22 protein-coding genes are annotated in these 23,404 nt (G+C 65.3%); 7 read left to right on the top strand and 15 right to left on the bottom strand.

Features of this window, described 5'->3' with window-relative positions:
- Positions 1-26: 26 nt before the first annotated feature.
- The 3 genes from E8M84_RS04165 (at position 27) to E8M84_RS04155 (ending at position 4,101) form a co-directional block, all read left to right on the top strand.
- Positions 27-1,082, top strand: coding sequence for a DUF4037 domain-containing protein (locus E8M84_RS04165; RefSeq protein WP_137109904.1), 1,056 nt, complete (start codon positions 27-29; stop codon positions 1,080-1,082).
- On the top strand, positions 1,079-2,065 hold the full coding sequence (locus E8M84_RS04160; protein ID WP_137109903.1) for a uroporphyrinogen decarboxylase family protein: 987 nt from the start codon (positions 1,079-1,081) through the stop codon (positions 2,063-2,065). Before E8M84_RS04165 ends, E8M84_RS04160 begins: the two co-directional genes overlap by 4 nt.
- 212 nt (positions 2,066-2,277) lie before the next feature.
- Positions 2,278-4,101 carry a family 78 glycoside hydrolase catalytic domain gene (locus tag E8M84_RS04155; protein ID WP_137109902.1) on the top strand — a complete coding sequence of 608 codons (1,824 nt, stop codon included), beginning with the start codon at positions 2,278-2,280 and terminating at the stop codon, positions 4,099-4,101.
- Here E8M84_RS04155 and gyrB read toward each other — a convergent pair.
- From gyrB to E8M84_RS04105, 10 genes are all read right to left on the bottom strand, one after another.
- Positions 4,098-6,548, bottom strand: coding sequence for a DNA topoisomerase (ATP-hydrolyzing) subunit B (gene gyrB / locus E8M84_RS04150; protein WP_137109901.1), 2,451 nt, complete (start codon positions 6,546-6,548; stop codon positions 4,098-4,100). The genes E8M84_RS04155 and gyrB overlap by 4 nt on opposite strands.
- Positions 6,549-6,629: 81 nt before the next feature.
- Positions 6,630-7,250 (bottom strand): LysE family translocator, encoded by a 621-nt coding sequence (locus tag E8M84_RS04145; protein ID WP_137109900.1) that lies wholly within the window; start codon positions 7,248-7,250, stop codon positions 6,630-6,632.
- Between the two features lie 9 nt (positions 7,251-7,259).
- Positions 7,260-7,790, bottom strand: a complete 531-nt coding sequence (locus E8M84_RS04140) for a GNAT family N-acetyltransferase (RefSeq protein WP_137109899.1) — start codon at positions 7,788-7,790, stop codon at positions 7,260-7,262.
- Complete coding sequence (recF, locus tag E8M84_RS04135) at positions 7,787-8,878, bottom strand: DNA replication/repair protein RecF (protein WP_137109898.1); 1,092 nt, start codon at positions 8,876-8,878, stop codon at positions 7,787-7,789. Before recF ends, E8M84_RS04140 begins: the two co-directional genes overlap by 4 nt.
- A 28-nt stretch (positions 8,879-8,906) precedes the next feature.
- The gene (gene dnaN, locus E8M84_RS04130; protein ID WP_137109897.1) at positions 8,907-10,025 is read right to left on the bottom strand and encodes a DNA polymerase III subunit beta; all 1,119 of its coding nucleotides are present in this window, start codon (positions 10,023-10,025) and stop codon (positions 8,907-8,909) included.
- Positions 10,026-10,144: 119 nt separating this feature from the next.
- Positions 10,145-11,500, bottom strand: a complete 1,356-nt coding sequence (gene dnaA / locus E8M84_RS04125) for a chromosomal replication initiator protein DnaA (protein WP_137109896.1) — start codon at positions 11,498-11,500, stop codon at positions 10,145-10,147.
- 543 nt (positions 11,501-12,043) lie between these two features.
- On the bottom strand, positions 12,044-12,319 hold the full coding sequence (gene rpsT, locus E8M84_RS04120) for a 30S ribosomal protein S20 (RefSeq protein WP_137109895.1): 276 nt from the start codon (positions 12,317-12,319) through the stop codon (positions 12,044-12,046).
- Between the two features lie 222 nt (positions 12,320-12,541).
- Positions 12,542-13,318 (bottom strand): enoyl-CoA hydratase, encoded by a 777-nt coding sequence (locus E8M84_RS04115; protein WP_137109894.1) that lies wholly within the window; start codon positions 13,316-13,318, stop codon positions 12,542-12,544.
- 59 nt (positions 13,319-13,377) lie between these two features.
- Positions 13,378-14,229, bottom strand: a complete 852-nt coding sequence (gene mutM / locus E8M84_RS04110; protein WP_137109893.1) for a bifunctional DNA-formamidopyrimidine glycosylase/DNA-(apurinic or apyrimidinic site) lyase — start codon at positions 14,227-14,229, stop codon at positions 13,378-13,380.
- Complete coding sequence (locus tag E8M84_RS04105) at positions 14,222-14,905, bottom strand: hypothetical protein (protein ID WP_137109892.1); 684 nt, start codon at positions 14,903-14,905, stop codon at positions 14,222-14,224. The genes mutM and E8M84_RS04105 overlap by 8 nt, the downstream gene beginning before the upstream one ends.
- Before the next feature lie 84 nt (positions 14,906-14,989).
- Between E8M84_RS04105 and ubiE the strand changes: the two genes are divergently transcribed.
- Positions 14,990-15,742, top strand: coding sequence for a bifunctional demethylmenaquinone methyltransferase/2-methoxy-6-polyprenyl-1,4-benzoquinol methylase UbiE (ubiE, locus tag E8M84_RS04100; protein WP_137109891.1), 753 nt, complete (start codon positions 14,990-14,992; stop codon positions 15,740-15,742).
- Positions 15,739-17,271 carry a 2-polyprenylphenol 6-hydroxylase gene (gene ubiB / locus E8M84_RS04095; protein WP_137109890.1) on the top strand — a complete coding sequence of 511 codons (1,533 nt, stop codon included), beginning with the start codon at positions 15,739-15,741 and terminating at the stop codon, positions 17,269-17,271. Before ubiE ends, ubiB begins: the two co-directional genes overlap by 4 nt.
- 15 nt (positions 17,272-17,286) lie before the next feature.
- On the opposite strand, the gene E8M84_RS04090 is transcribed toward ubiB, so the two are convergent.
- The 5 genes from E8M84_RS04090 to E8M84_RS04070 are packed head-to-tail and all read right to left on the bottom strand — an operon-like array spanning position 17,287 to position 21,949.
- Positions 17,287-18,096 carry an HpcH/HpaI aldolase/citrate lyase family protein gene (locus tag E8M84_RS04090; protein WP_137109889.1) on the bottom strand — a complete coding sequence of 270 codons (810 nt, stop codon included), beginning with the start codon at positions 18,094-18,096 and terminating at the stop codon, positions 17,287-17,289.
- 4 nt (positions 18,097-18,100) lie between these two features.
- Positions 18,101-18,346: a MoaD/ThiS family protein gene (locus E8M84_RS04085; RefSeq protein ID WP_137109888.1), complete on the bottom strand. Its 246-nt coding sequence runs from the start codon at positions 18,344-18,346 to the stop codon at positions 18,101-18,103.
- 2 nt (positions 18,347-18,348) lie between these two features.
- Positions 18,349-20,598 (bottom strand): xanthine dehydrogenase family protein molybdopterin-binding subunit, encoded by a 2,250-nt coding sequence (locus E8M84_RS04080; protein WP_137109887.1) that lies wholly within the window; start codon positions 20,596-20,598, stop codon positions 18,349-18,351.
- Positions 20,598-21,086, bottom strand: a complete 489-nt coding sequence (locus E8M84_RS04075) for a (2Fe-2S)-binding protein (RefSeq protein ID WP_137109886.1) — start codon at positions 21,084-21,086, stop codon at positions 20,598-20,600. The genes E8M84_RS04080 and E8M84_RS04075 overlap by 1 nt, the downstream gene beginning before the upstream one ends.
- Positions 21,083-21,949: a xanthine dehydrogenase family protein subunit M gene (locus E8M84_RS04070; RefSeq protein ID WP_137109885.1), complete on the bottom strand. Its 867-nt coding sequence runs from the start codon at positions 21,947-21,949 to the stop codon at positions 21,083-21,085. The genes E8M84_RS04075 and E8M84_RS04070 overlap by 4 nt, the downstream gene beginning before the upstream one ends.
- 205 nt (positions 21,950-22,154) lie before the next feature.
- On the opposite strand from E8M84_RS04070, the gene E8M84_RS04065 reads away from it, so the two are divergent.
- On the top strand, positions 22,155-22,943 hold the full coding sequence (locus tag E8M84_RS04065) for a cyclase family protein (protein ID WP_240790277.1): 789 nt from the start codon (positions 22,155-22,157) through the stop codon (positions 22,941-22,943).
- Entirely contained in the window at positions 22,943-23,404 is a 462-nt protein-coding gene (locus E8M84_RS04060) for a MarR family winged helix-turn-helix transcriptional regulator (protein ID WP_137109883.1), read from the top strand. The genes E8M84_RS04065 and E8M84_RS04060 overlap by 1 nt, the downstream gene beginning before the upstream one ends.

Below are 23,404 nucleotides of genomic sequence, written 5' to 3'. Positions count from 1 at the left end.
TCCGCACCGGAGGGGAGGCCGGGCAGATGACAAATCACTCGATCATCGACGAAAGCCATGCCTTCTGGGGCGAGGTGGTGCATCCGTTCCTTGCGGCGCGTTTCCCGGCCGAGACGGCACAGATGGCGGCTGGTGTCTTCGGCTATGGCTCCGAAGTGCTGCGGCTGGATGATGAGTATTCGACCGACCACCACTTCGGGTTGCGGGTGAATGTGCTGCTGCCCGGGGCGGTGATGGCTGCACGCGGGGCGGCAATCGAAGATGCGCTGGCCGAGGGCCTGCCGCAGGTCTGGCGGGGTCGGGAGCTGCGCGAGGGGTACACTCGGTCGAAGGGCGTTTCGCTCGGATCGCTGGAGCATCACCTGCGATCGACCATCGGGCTGGATGCCCCGCCGAACAGTCATTCACAATGGCTGGCGATCCCGGAAGAGGACATGATGCACGTCATCGCCGGGGAGGTCTGGCACGACCCCTCGGGTCGGTTCTCGGCGGTGCGGGAGGCCTTGAACGGCTATTACCCCGAGGAGGTCCGGCTTCGTCGTCTGGCGCATTGGTGCCGGTATTTCAGCGGCATGGGGGTCTATGCGCTGAAGCGGGCGCTTCTTCGGAACAACGAGCTTTACGCCAACACGACCTTTGCCCGCAGCTTGCGTTGGGGGGTACAGATGGCGTTTCTGCTCGACCGACAATACTATCCCTATGACAAATGGCTCACGGTGATGTTTCATCGCCTGCCCAGGATGGGTGCGCGGCTTTCGGCCATTGTCGAGGAAGCGCCCAAGTTGTCGACGTCATGGGAGCGCAAGCTCGACCTGCTGCACCAGATGTCGGACGTGCTGGATCAGGCGATGGTCGAGGACGGGCTGATCGCACCGCATCCGCGTTACAAGGTTTCGGCAACATCGGGCTACCGGCTGCTGGAATCAGCCTATGCCGAGCTGATCCGCAAATGCCCGGCCGAGATCCGGGGCATCGTTCCGCAGTGGGAGCAGGTGCATTGGGAGGGGTTCCACTCTGAATTCGTCGCGGGGGTGGGGCTGGAGGATTGGCGGCGGATGCTGGTTCTGGAGGAATACGAATGAACGGTTATGAACGCGTGATGGCGACGATCAACCACCAGCCGGTGGACCGCACGCCGATCGACTGCTGGCTCTACCAGAAGCAGTTCCTTGAACGGCTGGAGGCTGACTATGGCCCGCGCGAGAAGTTCATCGAGGAGTTCGGCATCGACGTCTTCGTCGGGCTGATGCCGTTCCCGAACCAGCACGGCCGCAAGTTCGACATCCATGAGTTGGCGGATGTGCCGCTGGAGGACCCGAGGCACCCGAAATGGCTGAACTTCACCGACTGGAACTATGACTTCGGGGGTACGAACATCGCCACCGCGATCCGCGACCACAAGGGTAAGCGCTGCGTGCTGGCGCATTGCTGGGGGATGGTGGAGGGGACGTCGAGCTTCCTGGGGATCGAGAACTGCTGGATGAACCTAGGCGGCCAGCCGCAGCTGATGGCCAACTTCTTTGACCGCTATGCCGACTGGATGTGCGTCCAGGTCGACCAGATGATCGAGGCGGGCGTGGACATGATGACCCTCTCGGACGACTGGGGATCGAACGGAACGATGCTGTTTTCGCCGAAGTCCTGGCGGGCGCTGATCAAGCCCTATGCGACGCGGGTGGTGCAGCACGCAAAATCCAGGGGGATGCCGGTCAACCTGCATTCAGACGGCTACATCCTGCAGGTCGTCGATGATATCATCGAGATGGGCTACACCTCCTGGCATCCGGTGCAGGAAAGCGCCGGGATCAACCCTCGCGAGGTCAAGGAGAAGTGGGGCGACAAGATCACCATCTATGGCTCGCTTGACGTGATCGACGGTCTGTTGAAGTACGACGGTGAGGAGCTGGACGAGTACATCACCGAACGTTTCGGCATCTATGCCCCGGGTGGCGGGTTCATCTTCAACGGCGGGCATTTCATCCAGCCGGACATTCCTCCGCTGCGGCTGGTGCGGGCCTACCGGCTGGTGAACAGGCTGGCGGCGCAGTACGGGACGCTGCATTGACCGACGGCCTCTCGGTCCCCGAGGGCGCCGTCTGGATCGGTGGCGCCCATCCATTCGACCTTTTCGAAACGTACCTGAACTTTCGTTCCGATATCACACTGCCCGTTGTGCCTGTCCATGCAGTCCTCCGACTCGCGGCAGACAGCCGTTATCGGCTTTGGATCAACGGTGTCTTTGTGGGGCGTGGGGCGGAAAGAAGTTGGCCGTCTTCGATGGCTGTAGACGAGCGAGCGGTCACAGATCATCTTCGCCCCGGGCTGAACCGGATCGCAGTTCAGGTCTATTCCCCTGGCTATTCCCATTTCTCCTATGTCCACCGGGGCGCCTGCGGGCTGATTGGCTGGCTGGAAGTGGATGGCAAGGTGGCGCTGACCACCGGCCCGCAGTGGAAGGTTCGGCGTGACACGTCCTGGTCGGACCGGGTCGAAAGGGTGTCGATCTACGGCACCGGGGTCGAGGATCGCGACCTGCGGATGGGCGGGGATTGGGTGGAGGCGGACGCCTCGGACTGGGAGGCGGCGCGCGTGGTTCAGGAGGCTGCCGGGCCGATCTGGGAAAGCCTGCGGCCCCGGGCGACAGCATTGCCCGAGGAAAGAGTGAGCAGCCTGAAGAGCCCATGGCAGCTGCGGACCGGACCTGCGGTCGCGGCTTCTGGCGATCCGCATGCCGACTTGCGCGAGATCTTCGCGACCTCGCTCTCTGGTGCGGTCCCTGTCCTTCTGCCGCGCGGCACATCGTCCATCTGGATTTTCGACCTTGGCGAAAGCCGCGCCTGTCTGGGCGGCGTCGAACTGACGGCAGCGGGGGGTGAGCGGCTGCTGATCTCCTACGCCGAGAAGCTGCGGGACGGGGAGTTGCTGCTGCCGGACCCGTCGACCTATTGCCGGATGCGGCCCACGGACCGGTTCACCCTGCGGCCCGGGCGGCAGGTGGTGGAGGGGTTCACGCCGCGCGGCGCGCGGTATCTGGTCTTTGCGCTGGAGGGGGGAGGCGTCGCGCCCGCGCCGATGTTCTACGCTCGGTTGCCAGATACACCGGTGGTGGAACGGCCGCTGCCCCGGCATCCAGGCGTGCTGCAAGGTGTGGCTGACATGTGCCGCCGGACTACGCTGAACTGTCTGCAGGACGGGTTCGTGGACGGGGTCTGGCGCGAGTCGAGCCTCTGGCTTGGCGATGTTGTGGCACAGGACTGGGCCTTGCGGGGGATTTCGGACGACCCGCGGCCGCTGCTGTTCGCCATCGACATGGCGGCGTCAGGGGCGGACGCTGAAGGGCTGTTGCCCAGCGTGCTGCCGGGCGAGGTTCCGGCCTATGCAGTGACGGATTACAACTTCAGTTGGGTCGAACTGCTGGCGGGCTGCGCGACGCATCCGGGGATTGAGGACGCCCAGGCGGTCTGGCAGCGGCATTGGGGCGTGCTGACCCGCATGCTGGAGCGGATGGCGTCGTTGAGGGGGGCGGACGGGCTGCTACAAAATCCGCCGGGGCGGCGGCTGTTCCTGGACTGGTCGCCGATGAGCCGGGCGGAGCCGAACCTGACGTTGAACCTGCGCTATCTGAATGCATTGCGGTTGGCGGCATTGATGGCTGATCAGGTCGGGCGAACGGCGGACTGGGCAGAACAGGCGGGGGACCTGACGCGCGCGCTGCAAGGCCACAAGGCACCGGATGGCTGGCGCGAAAGCCCGGGCGGAGAGGCGGCGAGCCAGCTGGGACTGGCGTTGCTGATCCTCACCGGGGTGGTCGAGGGTCAGGAAGCGACGGCACTTGCCGACCGGATCGTCGCCCGGTCTTTGGACCTGCGGGACGGGCCGGTGGACGGCCAGCCCGCGCTCGCCAGTCCCTTCATGCATCACTATCTTTTCCTTGCTCTGCAAAGGCTTGACCGCCGCAAGGAGATCCACGCAATCATTGCCGCGCGCTGGGGCCGCTGGGTGCGCGAAGGGCGGCCGACCACGCCAGAAAACTGGTCGATCGACTTCCCCGACGGATCCGCCTGCCACGGCTTTGCGGCGCACCCGCTCGGCTGGCTTTAGAAGTCCAGGTGCTCGACCGACAGGGCGTTCTGCTGGATGAACTCGCGCCGGGGTTCGACGACGTCGCCCATCAGCTTGGAGAAGATGTCGTCCGCCTCGGCCAGGTCGTCGACCTTGACCTGCAACAGCGTCCGCGCCTCGGGGTCCAGCGTGGTCTCCCAAAGCTGGTCGGGGTTCATCTCGCCCAGACCCTTGTAGCGCTGCAGGGTCAGGCCCTTTTCGCCCTCGGCCAGGATGGATTTCAACAGGTCGATCGGCCCGTGGATCGCCTGTTCGCGGTCCTTGCGGACAAGGCGGGCCGGGTCGCGGTAGATGTCGCGGTAGGTGCCCGCGATCTGGGACAGCCTGCGTGCTTCGCCTGACCGCAGCACCGCGCCGTCCAGCGTCCGCAGCTCCTCCACTCCGCGCAGGATGCGGGACAGGCGGATGCCGTGGTCCTGGGTGATGCGACCGGACCAGCCGCGCTCGAACTCGGGCGCGATGAGGTTCAGGCGCTTGGCGACGGTGTCGGCGACTAGTTGCAAGTCGGCGTCGGCGCGGCCCGGGTCGAAGGCCCCGGCAAGGGCGGCCTGTTCCAGGATCGGGCGCGGGTAGTGGGTCGGGAAGGCATCCAGCACGCGGCGGAACTGGCGAGCGCCCTCGATGACGCGGGCGAGGTCGTTGCCCGCAATCTCCTGCCCGTCCTGCAAGCGCAGGACAGCGCCTTCGGTGCCCATTTCGACCAGATAGTCGTCGAGTGCGGCCTGGTCCTTGAGGTAGACCTCGGACTTGCCGCGGGCGACTTTGTAAAGCGGCGGCTGGGCGATGTAGAGATAGCCACCCTCGATCAGCGCAGGCATCTGGCGGAAGAAGAAGGTGAGGAGCAGCGTCCGGATATGCGCGCCGTCCACGTCGGCGTCGGTCATGATGACGACCTTGTGGTAGCGCAGCTTGCCGATGTCGAACTCATCGCGGCCGATCCCGGTACCCAGCGCGGTGATGAGCGTCCCGATCTCTTGGCTGGAGAGCATCCGGTCGAAGCGGGCGCGTTCGACGTTCAGGATCTTGCCGCGCAGGGGCAGAACGGCCTGGTTGGAGCGGCTGCGGCCCTGCTTGGCGGAGCCGCCAGCGGAGTCACCCTCGACGAGGAACAGTTCCGACTTGGCGGGATCGCGTTCCTGGCAATCGGCCAGTTTCCCGGGCAATGAGGCCACGTCCAGCGCGGTCTTGCGCCGGGTCAGTTCGCGGGCCTTGCGCGCGGCTTCACGAGCAAGCGCCGCTTCGATGATCTTGCCGACGATGATCCTTGCCGGGCCCGGGTTCTCTTCGAACCACTCTGACAGCTTTTCGTTGACCAGGTTTTCGACGGCCGGACGGACCTCGGACGAGACAAGCTTGTCCTTGGTCTGAGAGGAAAACTTTGGGTCCGGCACCTTGACCGACAACACACAGGTCAGCCCCTCGCGCGCGTCATCGCCGGTGAAATCCACCTTCTCGCGCTTGGCGATGCCTGAAGATTGGGCGTAGCCGGTGATCGTGCGGGTCAGCGCGCCGCGGAAACCGGCAAGGTGCGTGCCGCCGTCGCGCTGCGGGATGTTGTTTGTGAACGGCAGTACGGTTTCGTGATAGCTGTCGTTCCACCACATCGCGACTTCGACGCCGATGCCGTTCTTTTCGCCCACCATGTAGATGGGTTCCGGCATGACCGAGGTCTTGGAGCGGTCGATGTACTTGACGAATTCCCGCACGCCGCCTTCGTAGAAAAGCTCCACCTTCTCCGGCTCGGCGTGGCGTTCGTCCTCCAGCACGATCCGCACGCCGGAATTCAGGAAGGCCAGTTCGCGCAGGCGGTGTTCCAGGGTCTTGAAGCTGTAGTCGAGATTGCTGAAGGTCCCCTCCGGAATGTTGGTCTTTGCCGAGGCGAGGAAGCGGACCTCGGTCCCGCGCCGCCCGGGGGCGGGACCGACCTCGTGCACATGGACCGTGCAATCGCCGTGCTCGAACCGGGCGCGGTACTCCATATCATTGCGCCAGACGGTCAGCTCCAGCCATTCCGACAGGGCGTTCACCACGGACACGCCCACGCCGTGCAGACCGCCCGAGACCTTGTACGCGTTCCCGCCTTCATCCGTGTTGTTGAATTTCCCGCCCGCGTGCAGCTGGGTCATGATGACCTCGGCCGCCGAGACGCCTTCCTCGGCATGCATGTCGACCGGGATGCCGCGGCCATTGTCACGCACGGAAACGCTGTCGTCGGCGTGGATTTTCACCACGACTTCGGTCGCGTGACCGGCCAGCGCCTCGTCGATCCCGTTGTCCACGACCTCGTACACCATGTGGTGCAGGCCCGAGCCGTCGTCGGTGTCGCCGATATACATGCCGGGGCGCTTGCGAACCGCCTCCAACCCTTTGAGAACCTTGATGGAATCGGCGCCGTATGCGGCGGTGTTCTTGGGCTGGTCAGCCATGCGTGGGAAACCCTTGTCGTTGCCCGCGATTTATAGCGTTTCGGGCCGGGAATGTCACCCCTTGGCCACAAGATTTGGTGGTCAGAGGAAGGGGATGACCAGCCCGACACCGATCAGCAGGATGCCCGAGGTGACGTTCAGCCGACGCACGCTTTCCGGGCTGGACAGAAGCTGCCGCGCGCGGTCGAGGAAGAGGGCGAGGCCAAGGTTCCCGGCCATCGGGATCAGGGCAGAAATCGCGATGATGGCGGCCACATCGAAGGCGGTCAGGCTTTCCAACGTGAAGAAGCCGGGCAGCGCGCCCATGTAGAACAGGATCGCCTTGGGGTTGCCGATCACCGCGGCGACGCCGACCGAGAAACCCGCCCACATGCCGGGACGGGTCAGGCGGCTGTCGGCGTTCATCGTGGCGGCGGGCTTGCGGATCAGCAGCACTCCCATCACCAGGAAGATCACCGCCGCGACCCAGCGCAGGACCTGCAGGAAATCACCATAGGCGCTTTCGATCCAGGACAGGCCGAGGATTGCGGCAAGGGGCCAGATCAGATCGCCCAGGGCCACGCCCACGGCCAGGGGCCAGGCGGCGGCGAAGCCACCCGACAGCGCACGGGCGGTCAGGGCGACCCAAACCGGGCCGGGCACGGCCCAGAGGCCTGCCATGCCAAGGGCGTAGAGAAGAAGTTCGTGGAGAGAGACGGTCATGGGCAAGCCTTAGAACAGACCGCCGAGGAGGTCGAGAGGCAGTCCTTCGTCCCAGTCGTCCCGGGTCAGGGCAAGGACCTGCAGGTGCGGGTTGACCTCATCCCGGTGGAGAGCCCCGGTCCGCGCGCCGGTCAGGTCGAAGTAGGTAAGCGGATTTGCAACGGGGCGGAAGCCGGCCGCCGGGTAAAGCTTTGCAGTGCCGAACAGCAGGACGAACTCGGCGGGCGACTGTCGGGCCATGGCAATTGCCGCCTGCAGCAGACCTGCGGCATGCCCCTGACCCCGATGATCAGGGTCGGTTGCCACATCGGCAATTCCCGCGATGGTCAGCAGGCGGTCCCCCAGCCGGACAGCGCGCAGTTGCACGGCCAGATGGGCGACGATCTGCCCGTTCAGCCGCGCGACATGACGCCAGGACTGGCGGGTCTGAAAGAAGCTGCGGCCGCCGAAATCCGTAGTGAAACATCGCGCCAGAAGGCGCGCGATCGCCTCACTATCGGTTTTTATGAGCAGATGTTCGGGAATGAATTCGATGGTCATTGCTCCACCCGCGAGGTTCCGCTCTGGTCGGTGATCTTCACTGCGCGGCCCCGGGTTCCAAGGGCTGCAAACAGGTCGGGTTCGGTGCCTGTCATCAACGCTTGCACGTCCAGCGCACAGATTTCGTCATAAAGCGCGGCGCGGCGCTGTTCGTCGAGGTGGGCAGCGACCTCGTCAAGAAGAAGGATCGGCGCGCGACCAAGATCCTGCGCAAGGGCGCGGGCATTGGCGAGGATCAGGCTGATCAGAAGCGCCTTCTGCTCACCTGTGGAGCACTGGTCGGCGGGAATGTCCTTGGCCGCGAAGCGGGCGAGGAGGTCAGCGCGATGCGGGCCGACCAACGTGCGCCCGGCGGCGATGTCGCGGCGGCGGCCTTCGGCCAGGGCAACGGCCAGGTCAGACGGTTCGTCGGTGCCGTCCGGTCCAGACAGCGTCAGGTCGGCAGAGGGGAAGGCGCTTGCCGGATCTGCGGCGGCGGAAACGCGGGCGATGGCGGCGCGGCGGTGGTGGGTGATCTGCTCGCCCGCTTCTGCCATTTGCGCTTCCAGCGCCGCATACCAATGTGCATCGGTCACCTGATCCTTGATCAGCCGGTTCCGGTCGCGCATCGCCTTTTCGTATGTGAGCGAATGTTCGGCATGCTCCGGAAAGAAGCTTAGCGTCATCCGGTCAAGGAACCGGCGGCGACCCTCGGCGGCCTCGATCCAGAGCCGGTCCATCGCGGGGACCAGCCAGAGGATGCGCAAGGTGCGGCCAAGGCTGGCCTGCGTCGCGGCCTTGCCGTCGATGCGGACCTGCCGCGCCTCGCCGGGTTCGGCCCAGGTTTCCAGCTCATGCGCGGCGGAAAGGCCTTGCACGGTGGCAGTGATCTTCCAGCCGATGGCCTCGGGTTTGCGGGCCAGATCCTCGGCAGCCGCCCGTCTCAGACCGCGGCCGGGGGAGAGGAGCGATACCGCTTCCAGGATGTTGGTCTTGCCCGCGCCGTTCGGGCCGACAATGGCCACGGGGCGGCCGTCAAAGGTCAGCCGCGTGGCGCGGTGGCTGCGGAAATGCGTGAGCGCAAGGGTTTCGATCGCCAGACCGCCCACCGGATTTCCCTTTCAGTGCAAGCGGTTGTCAGACCCGCATCGGCATGACGACATAGACGGCAGAGGTGTCATTGCCCTCGCGCATCAGGGTCGGGTCGGCGGCGGAGTTGAAGAGGAACACCGCATTCTCGCGGTCAACCTGGCTGGCGATTTCCAGAAGATACTTGGCGTTGAAGCCGATCTCCAGCCGATCGTCGCCATAGGCCACGGCCAGTTCTTCCTCGGCGGCTCCTGAGTCGGGCGAGTTGACCGAGAGGATCAGCCGGTCCTCCTCCAGCGACAGCTTCACGGCGCGGGAGCGTTCCGAGGAGACGGTCGCCACGCGGTCCACCGCCTTGGCGAATTCGGACGCATCGACTTCCAGTTTGCGGGTGTTCCCGGTTGGGATGACGCGGGTGTAGTCCGGGAAAGTGCCGTCGATGACCTTGGAGGTCAGGGTGATGGCGGGCGTGGCGAAGCGCACCTTGGTCTCGGACACCGAGACGGCGATCATCGCGTCGTCATCGTCCAGAAGCTTGCGCAGCTCGCCCACCGTCTTGCGCGGGACGATGACGCCTGGCATCCCGTCGGCCCCTTCGGGCAGGGGGGCGTCGATGCGGGCCAGCCGGTGGCCGTCGGTCGCGACGCAGCGCAGGACCTTGCCACTTTCGCCCGTGGACACATGCATGTAGACGCCGTTCAGGTAATAGCGGGTTTCCTCAGTGGAAATCGCGAACTTTGCCTTGTCGAACAGCCGCCGTAGGACAGGCGCGGGGGCAGAGAAATTCGAGGAATATTCGCTGGTCGCCATGACCGGAAAGTCTTCCTTGGGCAGGGTCGCAAGGCTGAAGGTCGAGCGGCCCGCGGCAATGGTCAGGCGGCCCGCAGCGGCATCTTCGGTCAGGCTGACCAGCGATCCATCGGGCAGCTTGCGCGTGATCTCGTGCAGCATGACAGCGGAGACCGTGGTTGCCCCGGCGCGTTCGACCATGGCGGGGGCCCGGTCCACGACCTCGATGTCCAGATCGGTGGCGCGGAAGGAGACTTGGTTGCCCTCTGCCTCGATCAACACGTTCGCCAGGATCGGGATCGTGTTGCGGCGTTCGACCACCGACTGCGCCTGCGCCAGCGCCTTCAGAAGCGTCGCGCGTTCGATCGAGAGTTTCATCCTGGCTTCCCCCTGCCGACCCGTTGAAGGGACGACGAATTTATCCGGTTTTCACCGGTTCACAAGTGTTGCTTGGGACTGTGCGGAGGTTTCCGGGGGCCGTCAAGGCCGCCCGGCGTTCAACCCTGAAGCAAGCGGCGCAGAAGCTGCAGATCGTCGGCCAGCTGGCTGTCCGTGGTCATCAGTTCTTCGATCTTGCGCACGCCGTGCATGATCGTGGTGTGGTCGCGCCCCCCGAAGCGACGGCCGATTTCCGGCAGGCTGCGCGGGGTCAGTTGCTTGGCCAGATACATCGCAACCTGCCGGGGCCGGGCGATGGTGCGCAGGCGCTTCGGCCCGATCAGGTCGGACAGGCGCACGTTGTAATGCTCGGCCACCTTGCGCTGGATTTCCTCGATCGACAGCTTGCGGTCGGACGAACGCAGGATGTCGGCAAGGCAGTCCTGGGCAAGGTCCAGCGTGATCTCGCGGCCCACCAGCGAGGCGAAGGCGAAAAGACGGGTCAGCGCGCCTTCCAGCACGCGGACGTTGGTGGTGATGCGGTGCGCCAGGAACTCCAGCACGCCGTCCGCCAGCACGAGGCCACGATACTGGCTTCGGTAGAAGTCGACCTTCTGCTGCAGGATACCGAGCCGCAGTTCGTAATCCGTCGGATGCAGGTCGACGACCAGACCGCATTGCAGGCGCGACTTGATGCGATCCTCAAGATCCTTGATCTCGCCCGGCGCGCGGTCGGCGGAAATCACGATCTGCTTGTTGGCATCCACCAGGGCGTTGAAGGTGTGGAAGAATTCTTCCTGCGTCGAATCCTTGCCGGCGATGAACTGGACGTCATCGACCATCAGCACGTCGACGGACCGGAACAACTCCTTGAAGTCCATCACTTGCCGGTCGCGCAGCGCCTGGACAAAGCGGTACATGAACTGTTCCGCCGAGAGGTACAGAACGCGCAGTTCCGGATGGCGGGCCTGCAGGTCATGCGCGATGGCATGCATAAGGTGCGTCTTGCCAAGGCCGACCCCGCCATAAAGAAACAACGGGTTGAAGGTCACCGGCCCGCCTTCGGCCACCCGGCGGGCGGCAGCGTGGGCCAGTTCGTTCGGCTTGCCAACCACGAAACTTTCGAAGGTGAAGCGGGCGTCCAGCGGCGCGCCGGGAAGCTCTTCCTCGGAGACCCGGGCGCGGACAGGGCGGGCAGCCGGTTTCGCGGCGACGGGCCGCGCGGCAGTTGCCGCGGTGCCCACCGAGAATTCCAGGCGGTCAACCGGGGTTCCCGCGCTGGACAGCTGCGTGCGGATATGGTCGCCATAATTGCGTTGCACCCAATCGCCAAAGAAGGTGGTCGGCACTTCGAACCGCGCCACGCCGTTCTTCAGGTGCGAAAGCTTCAGGGGTTCAATCCAGGTGGTGTAATTATGCTTGCCGACCCGCTTGATCAGCTCTTCCCGAACCTGCCCCCAGGTTTCATTCGTCATTCGTCAACCTGCCAATTCCCTGAACCCAGGGCAAAAGCCCCGATCCTGCCCCGTTTCTTTCTTGAGCGAGCCAGTTCGACCAAACCACCGGCCTGTCCCGAAGGGACCGGTCAGGCGGCGGTTTGTCAGAGGGACGGAACAACGCATGCTTTACCGTCGGGCGAACGACAGCTTGCCATGCGCGCAGGGACGGCTTGAATGCCATCTCCAACCTATTGATCGCAAACGGAAAACTCAGATCAAACAGCGCAAGGCGCGCCTGGTCCGTGCAGCAGCTTTCCCTTTGCGACCCGTTCTTGTCCCCCAAGACGAAGTGAATCGCAGGGTCACGCTAGCAAGCCCGCCGCGGGCTCTGCAACCGAACAACGCGCTTGACAGGGTTTCGCCAAAACCGAATCCGGAGGCTCTGGCAAATCGGCAACGGAGCGGCGGAAAGACGGTTTCGGGTGGACCGGATAGCAGAAAGGGCGCACCCGTCCAGGCACGCCCCTTGCAGTTCGGAGTGTTCCGGATTCGGTCCCGCCCTGGCGGAACCGTGGCCGATCAGGCCTTGGTAGTGGCGACGGCCTTCACGCGCGAGGCGAGGCGCGACATCTTGCGCGCGACGGTGTTCTTGTGCAGCACGCCCTTGGTCACGCCACGGGCCAGTTCCGGCTGGGCGGCCTTCAGCGCGGCCTGTGCGGCCTCGCCATTGCCGGACGCAATCGCCTCTTCGACCTTGCGCAGGAAGGTGCGGATACGCGAGCGGCGCGCCTTGTTGATGGCGTAACGGGCCTCGGACTGGCGGGCGCGTTTCTTGGACTGTTCAGTATTTGCCATGCTTGGCTTCCTTGCGGTCTATCGGTTTCAATTCTGTCGCACGATAGACCAGAAGGCCCCATCCCGAAGGATGGATCTGATTCTTGCCTAAGCGGGCCCACGCGCATGTGGGGCGGCGTATAGGGGAAGTATTGCGGAAAGGAAAGCCCCCTGCTCGTCGAAGCCTTCGGCACTCCTCGCCAATCTGCCGACGAGGAGACGAAGTCGAACGAGGAGGCGAGCCTAGCGGTCGCGGAACTGCGGCTGGCGCTTTTCCAGGAAGGCGGCCATGCCCTCCTTCTGGTCCTCGGTCGCGAACATCGCGTGGAACATGCGGCGCTCGAACAGCAGCCCCTCGGCCAGCGGCGTTTCCTGCGCGCGGTTCACGCATTCCTTGACCACCATCGCGGTGACCGCCGACTTCTCGACGATCTTCTGCGCGGCCTTCATCGCCTCTTCGACCAAAGCCTTGGCCGGGACCACGCGACTGACAAGGCCGCAGCGTTCGGCTTCGGCGGCATCCATGAAGCGCCCAGTCAGGTGCATGTCCATCGACTTGGACTTGCCCACCGCCCGAGTCAACCGCTGCGTTCCGCCCATGCCGGCGACGATGCCAAGGTTGATCTCGGGTTGGCCGAACTTGGCGCTGTCCGCTGCGATGATGAAATCTGCCAGCATGGCAAGCTCGCAACCGCCACCCAGGCAATAGCCGCCGACAGCCGCGATGATCGGCTTGCGTGCCTTGGTGATGGTCGCGGCCTCGGGGCCGAAAAGGTCATCGAAATACACGTCGATGAACGACTTCTCTGCCATCTCCTTCACGTCGGCCCCGGCGGCGAAGGCCTTTTCCGAGCCGGTAATGACGATGCACCGCACCTTGTCGTTGGCTTCAGCCGCCGTCACCGCCGCCGCAAGTTCCCGCATCAGCTGCAGATTCAGTGCGTTCATGGCGTCGGGGCGGTTCAGCCGGATCAGCGAGACATAGTCCTCGGTCTCGACGATCAGCGTTTCATAGGCCATCGCGGCCTCCTTGATATCCGGTCTGGGGGACTCCTAGCACCAAACCGCCGCTTGGCAAGTCAACTCTGGCAGGAGGGGCACCAGAAGGACGACCGGCCGGACTGCACGGTCCGCGTCACGGTGCCGGCGCAGCCGGGGGTTTCGCAGGGGTCGCCTTCGCGGTCATAGACCTGAAAATGCTTGGAAAAATAGCCAAGCTCACCATTGGCCTGCCGAAAGTCGCGCAGAGATGATCCGCCCGCCTCGATCGCTTCGGCCAGCACCTCGCGGATCACCGGGACAAGACCGTGCACCTGGCCTTCCGCAAGGTCACCCGCCAGCCGCAAGGGGCTGATCCGCGCGCGGTGCAGCGTTTCGGCGACATAGATGTTCCCCAACCCCGCGACGATCCGCTGATCCAGAAGTGCTGCCTTGATCGGGGTCTTCCGGCCCTTCAGCCGCCCCGCCAGATAGGGTTCGTTGAAGTCGTTCCCGAACGGCTCCGGCCCCAGACCCGCCAGCAGCATGTGCTCCCCGGCGCGCTCCGTCAGCATCAGGTCCATCGCCCCGAACCGGCGGGCGTCGTTAAAGGTGACCCGCGCGCCGCCGTCCATGTGCAGCACCACATGGTCATGCTTCTGCGGTGCCGGATGGTCGTGGTAGAAAGTCCCAAGCTGCGCGCCAGAGATCAGCATCCGCCCCGACATCCCCAGATGCACCAGAAGCGTTTCACCGGAATCGAGATCAGCCAGAATGTACTTGGACCGCCGCCGCAGCGCAGTCACCGTCCGCCCGGTCAGCCGGTCAGCCATCCGCTCTGGCAAGGGCCAGCGCAGGTCGGGCCGGTTCACCTCGGCCCGGGCGATGACGGCGCCTTCCAGCACGGGCAGCAGGCCCCGGCGGACGGTTTCGACCTCGGGCAGTTCAGGCATTGGCCATCCGGTTGCGGCGAATCTGCGCCAGCGCGAAGTCCTTGAATTCTTCGATCCCGACGCTGTGCTTCAACACTTTCGCCTTGCCACCCGGTTCAAAGAAAAGCTGCAACTCATAGGCCCCATCATCCGCGATCCGCCACAGGTTCTTCCAGCGATACTCACGCCGGTGGAACATCATCCGCGTCACGACCAGCATGTCGCGATCATAGCGCGTTTCGAAGGTGAAGATATAGAAGACCCCGTTCACGGCAGCCAGCAAACAGATCACGATCATGACGGTGCCATAGGCCCCGGGTTCGGCCACCTGAAACCCGTTCATCTCGCCCGCCGACATCTGGTTCACAAAGTAGACCATCGCCGCACAGAGGCCGAGCACAATCAACCGCACACCGATCGAGGGCTTCAACACGCGCTGGTCAAGCGTCATCGGGGCCTGTCCGCCGGTGCCAAGCTGCGCCAATTTGTCGTAATGCCAAGGCAGCGTCGCGCCCTGCAGCATCCCGGTCGGACCGATAGTCCCTGCGTCCTTGTGTCGTTCGATCTCTTGCCGACGCCGGATTATCCTGCGCCAGAACAGAAAGGCGCGCAGCCCGATGAACGCCACGACAAACAGGAACCCCAGCAGAATCTGCGAAACGAGACCGTCGATGCCAGACAGGATTTCCGAAGGCATGGGGTACACACTCACAATAGGGTGGTTTTCCTTTTGCCCGCTTCGGTATAACTCGAACCCGGCAACAATTGGGCGGCATGCTCCATGACCAAGGCTTCGGACAAGACCACCCATTTCGGCTTTCAGGATGTGCCCGAGGCCGAAAAGGCCGGGATGGTGCATGGCGTCTTCAGCCGTGTGGCCTCGAAATACGACGTGATGAACGACGCGATGTCGATGGGCATCCACCGGCTGTGGAAAGACGCGATGATGGACTGGCTGGCCCCTCGGCCCGGCCAGCGGCTTCTGGACGTGGCGGGCGGGACCGGCGACGTGGCCTTCCGGTTCCTGAAACGCGCCCCCGGCGCGACGGCCGTGGTCTGCGACATGACCGAACCGATGCTGATCGAAGGCCGCAAGCGGGCCGAGGCCGAGCAGATGGCGCAGTCGCTGGACTGGGTGGTCGGCGACGCGATGGCCCTGCCGTTCCCGGACAACTCCTTCGACACCTACACGATCTCTTTCGGCATCCGGAACGTCACCCGCATCCCCGACGCTTTGTCCGAGGCCTACCGCGTCTTGAATCCCGGCGGGCGGCTCATGGTGCTGGAGTTCAGCCAGATCCCGAACGACCTGATGCAGAAGGTCTATGACCTTTATTCCTTCAACGTCATCCCGGTGATGGGCCAAGTGATCGCGGGCGACCGGGCCAGCTATCAGTATCTCGTTGAATCCATTCGCAAGTTCCCCGATCAGGAGACTTTCGCGTCGATGATCCGCACCGCGGGCTTCGGTCAGGTGAAGTACCGCAACCTCACGATGGGCATCGCGGCCCTGCATTCCGGCTGGAAACTGTGAAGGGTCCGCACAACATCATTCGCCTGATCCGCACCGGCGCCACGCTGGAACGCACCGGGGCGATGGACGTGGTGCTGGAGGCGTTTCGCGCGCCGCCCCGCCTGCGCTTTGCCGCACGGATGCTGGGCTGGCCGTTCAAGTGGCTGGGCCTGAAGGGCGACCCCGAGCTTCCTCCGGCTACCCGCGCGCTAACCGCCCTCGGCCCCGCCTACATCAAGTTCGGCCAGGTCCTGTCCACCCGCCCAGACATCGTCGGCGACGAGCTGGCGCAGCAGTTGAAATACCTGCAGGACAAGCTGCCCCCTTTCCCGACCGAAACCGCCAAAAAGATGATCGAGGCTGAACTGGAGCTTCCCGTCTCCACCCTCTTTTCCGAATTCTCCGAACCCGTCGCCGCTGCCTCCATCGCGCAGGTCCACCGCGCCCGGCTGGCCGACACGGGCGAGGACGTGGCGGTCAAGGTCCTGCGGCCCGGCATTGAACGGGCCTTCCGCAAGGACATCGACGCCTTCTACCTCGCCGCCCGCTGGATCGAGCGCCTCGCCCCCTTCTCGCGCCGCTTGCGACCGGTCGAGGTGATCCAGCACTTCGAAGGCGTGGTGATGGGAGAGTTGGACCTGCGGCTTGAGTCATCTTCAGCCGCCGAGTTCGCCGCGAACACCGAGAAGGACGAAGGTTTCCAGGTCCCCAAGCCGCAGTGGTTCCTCTCATCCCGCAACGTGATGACGCTGGGCTGGGCGGAAGGCATCGGGCTGAACGACAACGACCTGATCGACGCCGCGGGGCATGATCGCCGGGTGCTGGCCGCCCGCGTGTTGCAGCTGTTCCTGAACCACGCGCTGCGCGACGGGTTCTTCCATGCCGACATGCACCAGGGCAACCTGAAGGTCGCGGCCAATGGCGACATCATCGCCTATGACTTCGGGATCATGGGCCGGATCGACGAATACACCCGCCGGGTCTATGCCGAGATCCTGATGGGCTTCATCCGCAAGGATTACCGCCGCGTCGCCGAAGTGCATTTCGAGGCCGGCTATGTTCCTGCCGACCGCGACATCGACGAATTCGCCCGCGCCCTGCGCGCGGTGGGAGAGCCGATCTTCGGCATGGACGCAAGCCGAATCTCCATGGCGCGCCTCTTGGCCTACCTCTTCGAGGTCACCGAACGCTTCGGGATGGAGACGCGGACGGAACTGATCCTCCTCCAGCGCACGATGGTGGTGGTGGAAGGCGTGGCGCGGTCCCTGGACCCGCACATCAACATCTGGCAGGTCGCAAGCCCCACCGTCGAGCGCTACATCCGCGAGAACGTGGGGCCGAAGGCCGTGCTGCGCGATCTGGTCAAGACCGCCCGGGTGCTGGCCCGCTTCGGCCCGAAGCTCCCGGCGCTGGTCGAGGCGCAGCTGATCCGTGCGGGGAACCCGGCCACCCTGCCCCCGCGCCCGACGTCGACCATCCGCTGGGTCTTGTGGCCCACGCTGGCCGTGGTGGCCTTTGCGGCAGGATGGCTGGTGCGGGCCTTCGTCTAGGGACACAACCGGACCTCAGTAGGCGCCCTTTTCCGTCTTCGCGTCCCGCCCGTCGGTCAGCTTGCGGAACCCGGCAACCGCGGCCCCGGCCGCCGCCGCCAGAAAGCGCGTATCCCCGCCCACGGTCGTCATGTCATAGCCCCAGCCCACGGCGCGGGCGGCATAATCCGGTGACCCGCAATGCAGGGCCGCCCGGATGCCGTTCTTCTTGCAGGCCGCAAGGATTGTCTGCAGGGCGGCGATCATCTCGGGTTCTTCCCGGTCCATGCCAGGAGAAAGCCTGCCCTGGGACAAGGACAGCGACAGGTCCGACGGCCCGACATAGATCCCGTCCAACCCCGGCGTCGCGGCGATGGCATCCAGGTTCGCCATTCCGTCCGCCGTCTCGATCATCGCGAAGGCCAGGATGTTGGCGTTCGCCTCGGCCCCGTAACTCGCCCCTGCCGCGAAGGCGACCCGTGTGGGGCCGAAACTGCGGGTGCCCAAGGGCGGATAGCGCAGATAGCTGGCGAACCGCGCGGCCTCCTCGGCCGTGTTCACCATCGGGCAGATGATGCCATAGGCACCTGCATCCAGCGCCTTCATGATGATCCCCGGCTCCAGCCATGGCACCCGGGCCATCAGCGTGGCCCCGCTGGCCTGCATCGCCTGCAACATCGGCAGCAGTGCGCTGTAGTCCAGCGCGCCGTGCTGCATGTCGACCGTCACACTGTCGAACCCCTGCGCCGCCATGATCTCGGCGGTGAAGGGATTGCCGATGGAACACCAGCCGTTGATCGTGGGTTTCCCTTCGGCCCAGAGCGCTTTCAGCCGGTTCGGGATCATCGGCCTACCCGCCCTTCAGCCGTTGCAGAAGATAGACCTCGCTGTCCGGCTTGACCGGGGCGGATCGGCTGTTGGCGATGACCTCGCCGTCCACCGCCACCGACAGCCCCGCCTTGATCGCCGGACCCAGACCCGGATGCGCCTTTTCCAGCGCATCCAGCATCTGCCCTACAGTTGCGGCGTCCACCTCCACCACCTCCTGCCCGTCGGCAAAGCGCCGCAGGCTGGCCCAGAGATGGACCTTGGCCACCTTTAGCCCTTCAGCGCCTTGATCGCCGCCAGCACCTTCGGCGGTGAACACGGCAGGCTGCGGATCCGCGCCCCCGTGGCCCCTGCGATGGCAGAGGCGACTGCGGGCAGCGGCGGGGTGATCCCCGTCTCGCCCACGCCCCGCACGCCGTAGGGGTGGCCTGGGTTCGGCACCTCGACGATGACCGTATCGATCATCGGCAGGTCGCTGGCGACCGGGATGCGGTAATCCAGGAATACCGGGTTCTGCAGCCGCCCATCGGCGCCGTAGACGTATTCCTCGTTCAGCGCCCAGCCGATGCCCTGCGCAGCGCCGCCCTGGTACTGGCCCTCAACATAGGCCGGATGGATCGCGGTCCCTGCGTCCTGCACCACCAGATAGCGCAGAATAGTCGTCCGCCCTGTCTCCGGGTCAACCTCGACATCGACGACATGGGTGCCAAAGCTCGCGCCCACGCCCTCCGCCGTCACCTCATGGTGGCCCGAGATCGGACCGCCCGAGCCACCCATCTTCGACCCGATCTCGCCAATGGTCATGGGAGGGAACTTGCCCGCGTTCGGGCCAGCCGGATGCGCCGCGCCGTCCTTCCACTCGACGGCCTCCGCGTCGATCTCCCACTCTGCCGCCGCGCGCTTGCACATCTCCTTGATCGCCTGCCCAGCCGCCAGAACCGCCGCCTTGCCGCTGGCGAATGTCGCCCGGCTGCCGTGGGTCGGCTCGTTGACGCCCAGCGCCCCGGTTTCGACCACGTTGACCCGCACATCCTCATACGGGATGCCCAAGGTCTCCGCGACCATCAGGCCGATGGAGGCGCGGCTGCCGCCGATGTCGGGCGTACCGATCATCACCGTGGCCGTGCCATCCTCACCGATGGCAAGCGACACCGAGGTCTCGCCGCCGTGGTTGAACCAGAAGCCCGAGGCGACGCCGCGGCCCTGGTTCTTGCCCAGCGGGATCGCATAGTTCGGATGCGCCTTCGCGGCCTCCAGCGTTTCCTGCAGACCGATCACATTGTAGACCGGCCCGTAGGACGACTTCGACCCATTCTTCGCCCCGTTCTTCAGTCGCACTTCGATCGGGTCGAGCCCCAGTTCGCGGCACATCTCGTCGACAAGGCTTTCCACCGCAAAGGCCGCCATCGGCGAACCGGGAGCGCGGTAGGCAGCGGCCTTGGGACGGTTGGCGATGACCTCAACCGCTTCATGCTTCAGGGCCGCAATGTCGTAGCAGGCAAAGGCGCACGGCAGCGCCTCGCCGATAGGGGACATGCCGGGGAAGGCCCCGCCCTGCATGCGGAAATAGACTTGGCCGGCCGTGATCGTGCCGTCCTTCTTCATCCCCAGCTTGACGTCCATCGACGCCGAGGCCGTCGGCCCCGTCGCCCGCAGCACTTCGGAGCGCGACATCACCAGCTTCACCGGCCGGCCGCCTGCCTTCTTCGACAGGGCCAAGGTCAGCGGTTCCATGAAGATCGTGGTCTTGCCGCCGAAGCCGCCGCCGATCTCGGACGGGGTGACCCGCAGGTTCGCCGCTTCGATCCCGAGGACCGCCGCTGACATGCGTCGGATGTACCAGTGGCCCTGGGTGCAGACCCACATCTCGCCCCTGCCGTCCTCACCCATCTGGCCGACGGCGGCATGCGGTTCGATATAGCCTTGGTGGGTCGCCTCGGTCTTGTAGGTATGCTCGCGCACGATGTCGGCGGCGGCAAAGCCAGCCTCGACGTCGCCGTGCCCGAACTCCATGTAGCGGGCGACGTTGCCGTGCATGCCTTCGGGCACGGAATAGTCCGCGACACCCGGACGGATCACCGGCGCACCCGGCGCCATCGCCGCGTCGACGTCTGTCACATGCGGCAAGACCTCATAGGTCACCTCGATCAGCCGCGCCGCGTCCTGCGCCAGAAGCTGCGAGGTCGCCGCCACCGCCGCAACCGAGTGGCCGTCATAGAGGGCCTTCTCCCCCGCCAGCGTGTTGTCCTGCAGGTTCAGGTCTTCCCCTGTCAGCCCCGTCGGCAGGTCGGCGCGCGTGACCACGGCCTTGACCCCGTCCAGCGCCAGGGCCTTGGAGGCGTCGATCTTCACGATCCGCGCATGGGCATGGGGCGACCGCACTACGGCGGCATGCAGCATCCCCGGCAGGGAGAAGTCAGCCCCGTACCGCGCGCGGCCTGTCACTTTGTCCAACCCATCCGGGCGGTTCGGACGGGTGCCGACGTACTTGTAGCCAGTCTTCACATCATCCCGTGCCATCACGCAGCCCCCCGATGTTCCTGCCGCATTTCCGCAGCCGCGTCCTGAACGGCGCGGATGATCTTGTCATAGCCCGTGCACCGGCACAGGTTCCCCGCCAGCCAATAGCGCACCTCGGTGTCCGTCGGGTCCGGGTTCCGCTCCAAGAGAGCCTTCGCCGCCACCAGAATACCGGGAGTGCAGAAGCCGCACTGCAGGGCCGCATGTTCGATGAACTTGCGCTGCAACGGGTGCAGCGCTTCCTTGGCCATGCCCTCGATGGTCTCCACCCGCTTGCCGTTGGCTTCCGCCGCCAGCATCAGGCAGGAACAGACCAGCGTCCCGTCCACAGTGACCGAACAGGCCCCGCAGTCGCCGGTGCCGCAGCCTTCCTTGGTGCCCGTCAGGTCCAGCTGGTTCCGCAGCGCGTCCAGCAGCGTCTCGCGCGGGTCAGCCAGGAACTCCACCGGGTCGCCGTTGACGGTGGTGGTGACGTGAATCTTGCTCATGCTTTCAATCCTTTCGCCCGGTCATAGGCGATCTTCGCCGCCCGACGCGCCAGCACACCCGCCACGGCGATCCGGAACTCCTTGGTCCCGCGCTTGTCGGAAATCGGCTTCGCCTCGCCCTCTGCCGCCTTGGCCAGCGCGCCCAAAGCCGCGTCGTCCAGCGTCGTCCCGATGATCGCCCTGGCACAAGCCTCGGACAGCAGAACCGTCGGAGCAACCGCGCCCAATGCCACCCTCGCCTCCACCACCTTGTCGCCATCCAGCCGCAGGCTGACCGCGCAGCCCACCACCGCAATGTCCATCTCGGTCCGCGGGATGAAGCGCAGATAGGCGTCGCCGCCGTTCTTGCCACGGGGTGGCAGGGTGATCGCGGAAATCACCTCACCCTTCGCCAGATTGGTCTTCCCCGGCCCCGCCGGAACCTGCTCGACCGGGAGATCGCGGGACCCGTTCGGCCCGGTCACCGTCACCGTCGCGCCCGCCGCGATCAGCCCCGGCACCGAATCCGCCGCAGGTGAGCCGTTGCACAGGTTCCCCGCCAGGGTCGCGCGGCCCTGCACCTGGGTCGAGCCAACAAGGTTCATCCCCTCAACCACGCCCGGCCAGTCGCGTACCAGATCGGCGTGACCGCCCAGGACGATCCCCGGCACCGCGACACCGATTCGCCAGCCGCCCTCGGCCGTGCGCTCGATCTTGTCGACGCCAGGAATGTGCTTGAGGTCGATCAGGTCATCCGGCTGCACCATCCCCGCGCGCATCTGGACCAGGACATCCGTGCCCCCGGCCAGAAACCGCAGGGTTCCCGACGCCCCCGCCGCAATCGCGGCCGCATCGGCAAAACTTGTTGGGGTGTGGTATCGCATTGCGCCTCCCTACCATTCTCAGGCGTTCTTCTGCCGCCGTTCGCCGGTGACTTTGCTGCACCCGGGCCGCGGCTGCAATGGCAGTCTGCGACGCCCTCGCTCTACCGCCGACCATCCGGCCCCGGAAACCGGGCTGACCGGCTTTCAGAATATTTGCATTTGCATCTAATCGAGTCTAGCCTGACCCGCAACATGGGAGGAACTGATGACGGCGAACCTGCTGGCTCAACTGGGCGCAATGATCGCCTCGGGCGCGATCGAGGTGGTGGATTGTTCGGGCGTCCTGGGGCCGGAGACGCCGCTCCTGAAGCTCCCCCCCGATTTCGCCAAGGACACCCCGCCGATCAAGATCCACCGGATCAGCGAATACGACAAGGACGGGCCGTTCTGGGCCTGGAACTGGCTTGAACTCGGCGAGCACTCCGGCACCCATTTCGACGCGCCGCACCACTGGATCACCGGCAAAGACTATGCCGACGGCTACACCGACACGTTGTCCGTCCAGCGGCTGGTGGCCCCGGTAAATGTCTTGGACTTCAGCGTGGAATGCGCCGCCGACCCCGACTTTCTGCTGACCATCGATCATGTGAAGGCTTGGGAGGCGAAGCACGGCCCCATCGGCAAGGGCGAATGGGTCGTCCTCCGCTCCGACTGGGACGCCCGCGCCCATGACGAAGGCCTGTTCCTCAACGCCGACGCCACCGGCCCGCATACCCCGGGCCCGACGGCCGAGGTGATCCAGTACCTGATCGACAAGGGCATCGTCGGCTGGGGGTCGCAGTGCATCGGCACCGACGCGGGCCAGGCGGGCGGCATGACCCCACCCTTCCCGGCGCACAACCTTCTGCACAAGCACAACTGCTATGGCCTGGCGTCCCTTGCCAACCTGTCGAAGCTGCCCCCCAAGGGTGCGATCCTCATCGCGGCGCCCCTGAAGATCAAGAACGGCACCGGCTCGCCCATCCGCGCGCTGGCGCTGGTTCCGCGCAAGTAATGGACGGCGCCGCCCGGGGCCTGGCCGACATCGGCCTGACGAACTTCGCGCCCTACCTGATGAACCGGATCATGGGCCGCTACAACGCGGGCTTCCGCGAGGAACTGGCGGGTCTCGGCCTGACCACCCCCAAGGCCCGCGCGCTGGCCGTTTTGTCGGTCGTCGACGCGCCCCTCATCGGAGAGTTGGCGGTCTACACCGTCACCGAACAATCCACCCTCTCGCGCGCGCTGGTCCAGCTCCAGACCGATGGCCTGATCCGCCGCCAGACCGACCCCGACGACAGCCGCGCCACCCGCGTGACCATCACCGAGACCGGGCGGGAGGTCTTCCAAACCCTCTGGCCGCACATGGCTTCGGCCGAGGACCGGATGTTCAAGGGCATCCCCGAGGACGAACGTCAGGCCTTCGTCGCGACCCTCCAGAAGATGCTGGTCAACATCCGCAAGCACGAGATCTGA

This window comes from Rhodobacter sp. SY28-1 (assembly GCF_005222785.1).
Taxonomy (GTDB): domain Bacteria; phylum Pseudomonadota; class Alphaproteobacteria; order Rhodobacterales; family Rhodobacteraceae; genus Tabrizicola.
The sequence above is the reverse complement of the archived record's forward strand: the minus strand, read 5'-3'. Positions and strand labels throughout refer to the sequence as shown.